Genomic DNA, 9,526 nt, shown 5'->3' with positions numbered 1-9,526 from the left:
CGCGGTGGTGGCCGGCAGCAGCGAGAAGAAGGCCTCGAAGCGCTCGGGCTCCCAGGCCATGCGCGGCGGGAACTGCCACAGGATCGGCCCGAGCTTGTCGCCCAGCGCGAGCACCCCCGAAGCGAAGAAATTCGCGAGCGGCACCCGCACGTCGTTCAGGCGCCGCAGGTGGGTGATGTAGCGCGGCCCCTTGACCGCGAACACGAAGCCCGCGGGCGTCTCGTCGCGCCAGGCCTCGTACGACGAAGGCCGCTGCAGCGAATAGAAGGAACCGTTGATCTCGATGGTCGGCAGCACGCGTGAGGCGAAGGCGAGTTCCTGCCGCTGCGCGAGCCCGGCGGGATAGAACTTGCCGCGCCACGGCGCATAGCGCCAGCCGGAGATGCCGATGTGGACCGCCGGGTCCGCGGATGCCTTTGTCATGGGGCCATCCTGCGATGGCGCGTCGGGCGGGACGTAGGAAGACGGCAGGCGCCGGTTGTCGGCGCCGGCGCAATCCTGTGCGCCGTCCCGCGGAATTCGTGACGACCTCAGGCTCGAGGAACCGCTGCAAGCCAGCGGGTGCCGAAGCGACCTCTACCAACGCCGAAAGACCGTCGAAGCCAGTATCGTTCGCGAAACTTAAGCCGGGCTGAAGGTCCGGGCGATCGCTCAGGAAGCCGGCTGCAAACGCACCGCTGTGGCAATGGCCTTGTCGAGCAGTTCGAGGCCGAGGTCGATCTCGCTGTCGCTGATCGTCAGCGGCGGCGCGATGCGGAACACGCCGCCCATCGAGGGCAGCTTCACGATGTTCATGCTCAGGCCCAGCTTCATGCACTCGCGCGTGACGGCCTCGCCGAGCTCGAAGGCCGGCTCGCGCGTGTCGCGGCTCTTGACCACTTCGAGGCCGAGCAGCAGGCCGCGCCCGCGCACGTCGCCGATGCATTCGTGGCGCGACTGCAGCCGGCGCAGCCCTTGCTGCAGCCGTTCGCCCGCGACGCGCGCGCGTTCGACCAGCCCGTCGCGCTCGACCACCTCGAGCACCTTCAGGCCGACCGCCGCGGGCAGCGGATCGGAGACGTGCGTGGTGTAGAACAGGAAGCCGCGCGCATGGGCCTCGTCCTCGATTGCGGCCGTGGTCACCATCGCGGCCAGCGGCAGGCCCGCGCCCAGGGTCTTCGACAGGGTCAGGATGTCGGGCGCCACGCCGTCGCGGTCGCACGCGAACATCAGGCCGGTGCGGCCCACGCCGGTCTGCGCCTCGTCGACGATCAGCAGCATGCCGCGCTCCTCGCACTTCTTCTTGAGCGCCGCCATGTAGCCCGGCGGCAGCTCGAGGATGCCGCCGCTGCTGAGGATGGGCTCGGCGATGAAGGCCGCGAGCGCGCCGGTCGACTGGCGGTCGATCTGCTCGAAGCCGTCGTCGAGTTCGCGGCGCCAGTCGAGCTCGCCCTCCTTCGTCGCGAAGCGCGGCCGGTAAGCATTGGGCGCCGGGATCGCGAACGAGCCGGCCGCCGCCGGGCCGTAGCCCTTGCGGCCCGCGCTGTAGGTCGCGGCCGCCGCGCTGCCGGTCATGCCGTGCCACGACTGCGTGAAGGCCACCACCTCGTGGCCGCCGGTCACCAGCCTGGCCATGCGCAGCGCCGCTTCGTTCGATTCGGCGCCGGTGCTCAGCAGCAGGCAGCGTTCGAGCGCACCGGGCGCATGGCGCGCGATCTCCGCCGCCAATGCCACCACCGGGCGCGACAGCATGCCGCTGAACAGGTGGTCGAGCGTGCGCACGTGCTCCGACACCACCGAGACGATCTCGGGATGCGCATGCCCGAGCAGCGCGCTCATCTGGCCCGAGGTGAAGTCGAGGATGGCGCGGCCGTCGGCGTCGTAGACGAAACAGCCCTGCGCGCGCTCGATGATCAGCGGCTCGAAGCTGCCGCCGTAGCGCACGAGATGGCGCTGTGCCTGTTGCCAGAACTGGGGATCGTCGTTCCTGCTCATGGGGTGCTTCCCGATCAAAATGCCCACGTTACGCGGCGCCCCGCGCGCGTGGAAGCGAATTGTTTTGAGATCAGCTATCAAGGGAACTCATGCCGTGAGCCAATCGCTGGACATCGACCTGCTGCGCAGCTTCGTCGCCATCGCCGAGACCGGCGTGCTGGGCCAGGCGGCCCTGCGCGTGGGCCGCACGCAGTCGGCGCTGAGCATGCAGATGCAGAAGCTCGAGGGCATCGTCGAGCAGCCGCTGCTGCACCGCACCGGCCGCGGCGTCACCCTCACCGCGACCGGCGAACGCCTGCTGGTGCGCGCCAGCGAACTGCTGCGCCGGCACGACGAGGCACTGGCCGAGCTGCGCGGGCAGCAGCTGTCGGGCGTGCTGCGCTTCAGTTGCCCCGACGACTACGCGGTCGTGTTCCTGCCCTACCTGCTGCGGGGTTTCGCGAGCCTGCACCCGGGCGTGCAGCTCGAGGTGATGTGCGCGCCCACGCCGCGGCTGCACGAGCTGCTGGCGCGGCATACGATCGATCTCGCGCTGGTGTCGGTGGCCGCCGATGCCGCGGGCACCGAGGTGATCCGACACGAACCGCTGGTGTGGGTCGCGCAGCGCGGCAGCGCCGCCGTCGCCCTCGATCCGCTGCCGCTCGCGCTCGGCGCACCCGATGCGCTCGACCACATCCTGCCGCGGCGCGCACTCGAGGCCGCCGGCCGCGCCTACCGGCTCGCCTATGCGAGCAGCAGCCTGTCGGGCCTGGTGGGCATGGCGCGCTCGGGCCAAGCCGTCACCGTGCTCACGCGCACGGCCGTGCCCGGGGACCTGCAGATCCTCGACGCGAGCGACGGCTTTCCCGAACTGCCGAGCGTGGGCGTCACGCTGGCCCTGGCGCGCGAGGCACCGACCGCCCTGACCGCGGCCTTCGCGGCGCATGTGAGGAAGTTTCTGCCCGCGGCTTGAGAGGTCTCTCCATCGATTTCGACCAAAATGGTTGAAGTCCAACCGAATTGGTTGAATAATCCGGTGCTCCGCCTTCAAGGAACACCGCATTGACCTTCCTCCACACCACCCTGTCGATCCTCAAGCAGCACGGGAGAGCGCTCGCCGTGCTCGGTCTGGTGGTCGGCGGGCTGGTCGGGTTCGGCATGTCCTTCGCGGCCTTCATGCCCGAATTGCGCGTGTCGGTGAGCATGGGCTATGGCGTCTTCGCGCCGAAGCTCAGCGGACTGATCGGCGGCCTCTGAGGCGCCGCTCCGGCAAGCAAGACTAGGCGCGCTTGCGTGCCGGGCGCTGCGGCTTGCCGCCGTGGCCGAGCGCGTCCATGGCCGCTTCGATGATGGGCGTGCGCCATTCGCGCTGCAGCCCCACGTGGGCCGCGACCATCGCCGAGGCACCGAGGCCCGACAGCGCACTCGTGACGCGCACGATGCGCTCCATGGTGGTGGCCTGCAGGTCGATGCCGAGCGCCTTGTAGACCATCAACGCCATCTCGGTCAACGCGGGATCGGTGCCCTTGCCGTTGTCGGCGAGCCGGTTCGCGAGCGCCGACACGCCGGGCCATTCGTAGGTCTGGTCGACCGAGGCCTCCACCACCACCCGCTCGCGCGCCGCGCCCGGCGGCAGGTGCCCGACCGCATCGAGCAGCGCCTGCGCCTGGTCGCGGCAGGTCTGCAGCGCCGCGTCGTAAATCGCCTGCTTGCTCGGGAAGTGATGCAAGAGCCCGGCCTTCGAATAGTTGACCGCGTCCGCGATCTGCTGGAGCGAGGTGTGGGCGAAGCCATGCTTGGCGAACAGGCCCGCGGCGCGGTCGATGATTTCGGCGTCGATCTGGGAGCGGGTGGGCTTGGGCATCGGCCTGCAGTCTATCGCAGGCGCTTACCGGATCGGTCGGTAATCGACTGAATCGGTAGACCTTGGTCCTCGCTCAGAGCCCTTGCCCGAGCTCCGAGACCAGGCGCGCCGACAGGTAGAGCCGGCGCGGGATGGCCGAGGCCAGCACGTACTCACCGGCATCGGCATGCTGGTTGCCGCCGGGCAGGCCCAGGTTCTCGAGCACCGGCTTGCCCGAGAGCGCGGCCCAGCCCGCGTCCGAGCCGCCGCCGGTGCGCACGTTGGCGGCCACCAGCTTCGCGCCCACTTCGGCGTAGATGGCGACGGCCTTGTTCATCACGCCCCGGGCGGCGTCCGTGGCGTTGTACGGCGGGATGAGGCGCGTCACCTGGAGATCGATGCGCGCCCCTTCGAGGCGTTTCTTCTGCGCACGCTCGGCGAGCGCGGCCTCCAGCAGCGGAAGATCCTCGTTGCGGCCATAGCGCATGTCGGCCGAGACGACCGTGAGGTCCGGAATGATGTTGGTGGCGCTGCCGCCCTTGATGGTCGTCCAGTTAAACAGCCGCTCCTGCTGCGGGTCCTGCAGGTCCTGGGTTCGCAGGATCAGGTCCGCGGCCTCGGTCATGGAATTCACCGCCGTCGGGGACGCGGCCCCCGCATGCGACGCCTTGCCGTGAACCCGTGCCTCCACGACCGCCACGCCCGAGGTGCCGGTGACGAAGAACTCCTGGCCCTCGTAGATGAAGCCGGTTTCGTACGACAGCACGATGTCGCTCTGCGCCGCGAGCTTCTGGATCAGTTCGTTCGACCCCAGCGAGCCCTTTTCCTCGTCGGTGTTGAACATCACGGTGATGGTGCCGAACTGCTGGAAGCTCTGCGCCTTCAACAAGGCCAGCGTGTGCAGGATGGTCGCGATACCGCCCTTCGCATCGGCAATGCCGGCGCCGAGAACCTGGTCGCCATCGATGCGGAATGGCGCCTTGGCCAGCGAGCCGCGCACATAGACCGTGTCCATGTGCGCCATCATCAGGATGTGGCGACCGCCGCTGCCCTTGAATTGGCCGACGATGATGTCGCCAACCACGCCGCTGCTGGCGGGTGTACTCGTGACCTCGGCACCGAGTGCCTTGAGACGCCCTTCGAGGTAATTGCCCATTTCGGGAATCCCGATGGCGTCATTGGTGCCGCTTTCGATATTGACCAATTCCTCCAGGGTCTTGAGCACCGCGGGCTGCTCGTCCTTGGTTCTTTGGTCCAATGTGCTGCTGTAGAAGAACGCGTTGGCGTTGCCGTCCGAACAGCCGCTGGTGACAATGCTCAACAGCAATGTCAAATGAAGAACAGTCGACCGAAATATCATCTATCTCCCCTTGATCAGAAAAAAGATTTGGAGTCACTTCAATAGCGGGGGCGATGCTATGAATGCGGCGAATCCGGGTCAATGTTTTTCCGATTTTGGAGAAATTATTCTTTACGCTATTTGTTCAATCGACTCCAAAGAATAATTCAACAACTCCGCAATTGGCATGCGCATTCGGAGTCCGGGCATGCCGATTCCCGCGCTCACAGTCGGGCGCCGAGCATTGCCGCGGAAATGGTGATCGCGACGATGGTTGCCGCCGCCAGCGCGATCCAGGCCCAGTGCCCTGCCCTCGCATCGCTCACGCCATGCCCCAGCAGAACGACGCGCAGGCCGCAGGCCAGGTGCCCGAGCAGCATGAACACCGCAATTGCGTAGTGGGGAATCAGCCGCACGCTCCATGCGTCGCCCGTGAGTCCGGCCGGTGCGCTCACGGCCCAGGCCCAATTGGTGTCGACACCGAAATGACGGGCCAGCACGAACACCGAGTTGACATGCGAGGCAATGAAGAAAGTCAGATAGATGCCCGAAGCCAGTTGCAGCACATCGAAGGGATTCGCCTTCCGGCGCGTCTTCGGCAACCACAGCGCCAGTCCCGACAGCAACTGGAACGCCATCGCGAGCAGCATCGCGGGCTCGACCCAGGCATGGCGATAGAGCTTGCGCAGTTGGAGCATCAGCGACTGGTGCGCCTGGTCGCCCAGCCAGGCGACGAGATGGTTGAACAGATGAGGCGCGAGGAAGACGACGATCAGCGCGGCCGCCGAGATGCCGTGGGTGACTCGCAATGCCGCGAGTCCGCGCGTGGCCTGCATGCCCGCCGGGGCACCGGCTTCATCGACGGCGTCCCCATCGGACCGCCGCGTGAGTTGCAGCATCGCGACCCATGCCGCCGCGGCCGTCCACAGGCCGGTCCAGACCGCCGCATCCGCGCCCTCGATCTTCATCAGGTACAGCAGCACGCCCATGAAGGTGAACAGCGGCGGCGCCGCCACCGTGAGGTACGCGAAGCGGCGCGCGGTCAGCGATCGCGCCGTCGGATGCGGCGCGTGTCCCAGCCGCCACGCGAAGGCGAATCCCAAGGCGGTGACCGCAAAGGCCGATGCCATGGCGAGCACGGCCAGCACCGGACTGCCGTCCTGTGCATTGAAGCGTTGGAAGAACGCCGCGAGCAGATGCGGATACGCGAGCACCGCGGCAAATGGCGGCAGCCATGACCAAGCGAGATCCGGGCTGGAGGAGAAAAGAGCGGGACGATGAAGGGCAAGCGCCATGGCGGGGAGATCCGTCTGAAACGGCCATCGTAGGAGGCACTCCCGCGCAAATTGACATGCCCCGATGCAATCCGATATCCAGCTTTGATCACCAATCCCCGGCCACCACGCGTCGATTGTGCGAACGCGCACCGACATCGGCGCTCCTACCTCCCATGATTAGCCAGCGCTCCTGCCGGCGAGGCCGCGCGATGCTTTGGCCCGCGCCGCTCCACCCGACCCATCGACCATGAAGAATCCCGTCCTCACCCCTTCGATGCCCGATGCACTGGCTTCCGGATTGGCCGCCAGCTACACCGGCGTGCTGTCGTTCATGGCGGTCGCCGAGGAACTGAGCTTCATGAAGGCGGGCCACCGCCTGGGCCTCGGCCGCTCGGCCGTGAGCCGCAACGTGCAGCGGCTCGAGACCCAGATGAAGACGCGGCTGCTGCAGCGCTCGACCCGCAATGTCGCCCTCACGCCCGAGGGCGAGATGTTCTACGAGCTCAGCCGCCCGGGCGTCGAGCAGATCATGCAGGCGATGCAGCAGGTGCACGAACTGCAGGACGGGCCCGCGCGCGGGCAGTTGCGCGTGTGCTCGACGATCGGCTTCGGCCGCCGGATCGTCGGTCCGCTGCTGGCCGATTTCTACAGGCTGCATCCCGGCATCGACGTCGAGCTCATCCTCGACGACCGGATCACCGATTTCACCGCCGACCGCATCGACGTCAGCTTCCGCAACGGCCGCCTCGCGGACAGCAGCATCATCGCGCGCCAGCTCGCGCCCATGGAGATGATGGTGTGCGCATCGCCCGCATACGCGGCGCGCCACGGCCTGCCCGAGACGCTCGAGGACATCGAGCGCCACGCGTGCATCCAGTTCCGTCTCGGGTCGGGTGGGCTGTACGAATGGGAGTTCATGGAGCCGCCCGCGGGCGACGAGCGCGGCAACCGCCGGGTGCGCAAGCTCATGCCGAAGGGCAGCCGGATCTACAGCGATCCGGAGCTGGTGGTGGGCGCTTTGCGGGATGGCCTGGGCATCGCCCAGGTGGCGGGCTACCAGGTCGCCGAGGACCTGCGCGCCGGCCGCCTGGTCCGTTGCCTCGACGCCTATGCGCCCCAGGGGCGGGCGCACTACCTCTGCTATCCCAGCCGCGAACACATGCCGATGCGGATCCGGGCCTTCGTGGAGTTCTATGTGCGGCGGGTTTCGGGGATGCGGGCGGAGCTTGGGTTGCCGCCTGCCTAGGCGAAACCGCGGGGTCGAGCGGGAGGCACCAATGAGAAAGGGTCAGTAGCCTGGTGGCCACTGACCCTTGAATCATTGGAGGAGAGGGAGGGATTCGAACCCTCGGTACTATCGCTAGTACGCCTGATTTCGAGTCAGGTACATTCGACCACTCTGCCACCTCTCCGGTCGCTCTGTCGAGCCTGCGATTATAGCCAGGAAAATCGACACAACCATCCTGTGCCGCGATTTCCCTGTCGTTTTTTCGTCAGCCGCGCAGCACCTCGGTGCCGCCCAGGTAGGGTCGCAGCGCCTTCGGCACGTTGATCGAACCGTCTTCGTTCTGGTGGTTCTCGAGCACCGCGACCAGGGTGCGGCCGACCGCGAGGCCCGAGCCGTTGAGGGTGTGCACCAGCTCGTTCTTGCCCTGGGCGTTCTTGAAGCGCGCCTGCAGGCGCCGCGCCTGGAAGGCCTCGCAGTTCGAGACCGAGCTGATCTCGCGGTAGGTGTCCTGCGCCGGCAGCCAGACCTCGAGGTCGTAGGTCTTGGTCGAGCCGAAGCCCATGTCGCCGGTGCACAGCAGCACGACGCGGTACGGCAGCTCGAGCGCCTGCAGCACCACCTCGGCATGGCCGGTCATCTGCTCGAGCGCCTCGTAGCTCTTCTCGGGATGCACCACCTGCACCATCTCGACCTTGTCGAACTGGTGCTGGCGGATCATGCCGCGGGTGTCGCGGCCCGCGCTGCCGGCTTCCGAGCGGAAGCACGGGGTGTGGGCCGTGAGGCGGATCGGCAGTTGCGCCTCGGGCACGACCTCGTCGCGCACGAAGTTCGTGAGCGGCACCTCGGCGGTCGGGATCAGGTAGAGCGCCGACAGGTCGGGCGCGGGCTCGCCGTCCTGGCCGCCCTTCTTCGCGGCGAACAGGTCGCCCTCGAACTTGGGCAGCTGGCCGGTGCCGCTCAGGGTGGCGGCATTGACGATGTAGGGCACGTAGCACTCGGTGTAGCCGTGCTGCTGCGTCTGGATGTCGAGCATGAACTGGGCGAGCGCGCGATGCAGCCGCGCGATCGGCCCCTTCATGACGGTGAAGCGCGAACCCGAGAGCTTGGCGCCCATCTCGAAGTCGAGGCCGAGCGGCGCGCCCAGGTCGACGTGGTCCTTCGGCGCGAAGCCCAGCGGCGTGGCCGAGGCGCCGGCGCCGCCCTGCGGGCTCCAGCGGCGCTGCTCGACGTTGCCGGTCTCGTCCTCGCCCAGCGGCACGCTGGCGTGCGGCAGGTTGGGCACGGCGAGCAGCAGCGCCTGCAGCTCGGGCTGGATCTCGTCGAGGCGCTTCGATTGCGATTCCTGCTCGCCCTTGAGCGCGTTGACCTCGGCCATCAGCGCGTCGACCGACTCGCCCTTGGCCTTGAGCGGGCCGATCTGCTTGTTCAGCGTGTTGCGGCGCGCCTGGATTTCCTCGGTGCGGGTCTGCAGCGTCTTGCGCTCGGCCTCGAGCGCGGTGAAGGCCGAGACGTCGAGGTAGGGCTGGTTCTTCTTGCGTTTTTCGAGGCCGGCCACAGCGGCGGCCAGGTCTTTGCGGAGCAGGGTGATGTCGAGCATCGCCCGATTTTAGGTGGGCGCGCCCGCACCCCGCCCCGCGCGGGGCTCGTTCAGCCGACCGTGGCCGGATCGACGTTCGCGCCGCAGACGATCAGGCAGACCTTCTCGCCCGCGCGCGGCACGTAGGCGCCGGTCTGCAGCGCGGCCAGCGGCAGCGCTGCGGCCGGCTCGACGGCCAGCTTCATTTCCTTCCACAGCCACTGCTGCGCGGCGCGGATCGCCTCGTCGGACAGCAGCAGCGCATCGGCGACGTGGCGCTGCGCGATGTCACAGGCGATGGCGCCGATGC

10 protein-coding genes and 1 tRNA gene are annotated in these 9,526 nt (G+C 67.8%); 3 read left to right on the top strand and 8 right to left on the bottom strand.

Annotation, left to right across the window (positions count from 1 at the left end):
* Positions 1 to 423 (bottom strand): DUF72 domain-containing protein (locus tag AC27VN_RS22510; RefSeq protein ID WP_490877956.1); only part of this gene is annotated, 423 nt, incomplete at its 3' end.
* Between the two features lie 228 nt (positions 424 to 651).
* The gene (locus AC27VN_RS22505) at positions 652 to 1,974 is read right to left on the bottom strand and encodes an aspartate aminotransferase family protein (RefSeq protein ID WP_490877955.1); all 1,323 of its coding nucleotides are present in this window, start codon (positions 1,972 to 1,974) and stop codon (positions 652 to 654) included.
* Positions 1,975 to 2,068: 94 nt separating this feature from the next.
* Here AC27VN_RS22505 and AC27VN_RS22500 point away from each other — a divergent pair, with 94 nt between their 5' ends.
* Positions 2,069 to 2,926, top strand: coding sequence for a LysR family transcriptional regulator (locus AC27VN_RS22500; RefSeq protein ID WP_490877954.1), 858 nt, complete (start codon positions 2,069 to 2,071; stop codon positions 2,924 to 2,926).
* 89 nt (positions 2,927 to 3,015) lie between these two features.
* Positions 3,016 to 3,210 (top strand): hypothetical protein, encoded by a 195-nt coding sequence (locus tag AC27VN_RS22495; protein ID WP_490877953.1) that lies wholly within the window; start codon positions 3,016 to 3,018, stop codon positions 3,208 to 3,210.
* 22 nt (positions 3,211 to 3,232) lie between these two features.
* On the opposite strand, the gene AC27VN_RS22490 is transcribed toward AC27VN_RS22495, so the two are convergent.
* The 3 genes from AC27VN_RS22490 to AC27VN_RS22480 all read right to left on the bottom strand — a co-directional run bounded on the left by AC27VN_RS22490 (position 3,233) and on the right by AC27VN_RS22480 (position 6,430).
* Positions 3,233 to 3,817: a TetR/AcrR family transcriptional regulator gene (locus tag AC27VN_RS22490; protein ID WP_398498509.1), complete on the bottom strand. Its 585-nt coding sequence runs from the start codon at positions 3,815 to 3,817 to the stop codon at positions 3,233 to 3,235.
* A gap of 73 nt (positions 3,818 to 3,890) precedes the next feature.
* Positions 3,891 to 5,156: a glutamate carboxypeptidase gene (locus AC27VN_RS22485; RefSeq protein ID WP_490877952.1), complete on the bottom strand. Its 1,266-nt coding sequence runs from the start codon at positions 5,154 to 5,156 to the stop codon at positions 3,891 to 3,893.
* Between the two features lie 203 nt (positions 5,157 to 5,359).
* Positions 5,360 to 6,430, bottom strand: coding sequence for a hypothetical protein (locus AC27VN_RS22480; RefSeq protein WP_490877951.1), 1,071 nt, complete (start codon positions 6,428 to 6,430; stop codon positions 5,360 to 5,362).
* A gap of 229 nt (positions 6,431 to 6,659) precedes the next feature.
* Between AC27VN_RS22480 and AC27VN_RS22475 the strand changes: the two genes are divergently transcribed.
* A complete protein-coding gene (locus AC27VN_RS22475) occupies positions 6,660 to 7,658 on the top strand; it encodes a LysR family transcriptional regulator (RefSeq protein WP_490877950.1) in 999 nt (332 codons plus the stop codon).
* Positions 7,659 to 7,734: 76 nt separating this feature from the next.
* Here AC27VN_RS22475 and AC27VN_RS22470 read toward each other — a convergent pair.
* The 3 genes from AC27VN_RS22470 to AC27VN_RS22460 form a co-directional block, all read right to left on the bottom strand.
* A tRNA-Ser gene (locus AC27VN_RS22470) sits at positions 7,735 to 7,824 on the bottom strand.
* An 81-nt stretch (positions 7,825 to 7,905) separates the two neighbouring features.
* Positions 7,906 to 9,237 carry a serine--tRNA ligase gene (gene serS, locus AC27VN_RS22465; protein ID WP_490877949.1) on the bottom strand — a complete coding sequence of 444 codons (1,332 nt, stop codon included), beginning with the start codon at positions 9,235 to 9,237 and terminating at the stop codon, positions 7,906 to 7,908.
* A gap of 50 nt (positions 9,238 to 9,287) precedes the next feature.
* On the bottom strand, positions 9,288 to 9,526 hold a 239-nt coding region (locus tag AC27VN_RS22460; protein WP_490877948.1), incomplete at its 5' end, for a pyridoxal-phosphate dependent enzyme.

It is taken from the genome of Variovorax sp. 20P10.2.4 (genome assembly GCF_058244205.1).
Note: the sequence above shows the minus strand (reverse complement) of the source record. Positions and strands in the feature narration are given on the sequence as shown.

Bases quoted from the DNA above. Each gene is read 5' to 3' on its own strand.
- AC27VN_RS22505 (WP_490877955.1), bottom strand. From the start codon at position 1,974: ATGAGCAGGAACGACGATCCCCAGTTCTGGCAACAGGCACAGCGCCAT.
- AC27VN_RS22490 (WP_398498509.1), bottom strand. From the start codon at position 3,817: ATGCCCAAGCCCACCCGCTCCCAGATCGACGCCGAAATCATCGACCGC.
- AC27VN_RS22485 (WP_490877952.1), bottom strand. From the start codon at position 5,156: ATGATATTTCGGTCGACTGTTCTTCATTTGACATTGCTGTTGAGCATT.
- AC27VN_RS22480 (WP_490877951.1), bottom strand. From the start codon at position 6,430: ATGGCGCTTGCCCTTCATCGTCCCGCTCTTTTCTCCTCCAGCCCGGAT.
- AC27VN_RS22475 (WP_490877950.1), top strand. From the start codon at position 6,660: ATGAAGAATCCCGTCCTCACCCCTTCGATGCCCGATGCACTGGCTTCC.
- serS (WP_490877949.1), bottom strand. From the start codon at position 9,237: ATGCTCGACATCACCCTGCTCCGCAAAGACCTGGCCGCCGCTGTGGCC.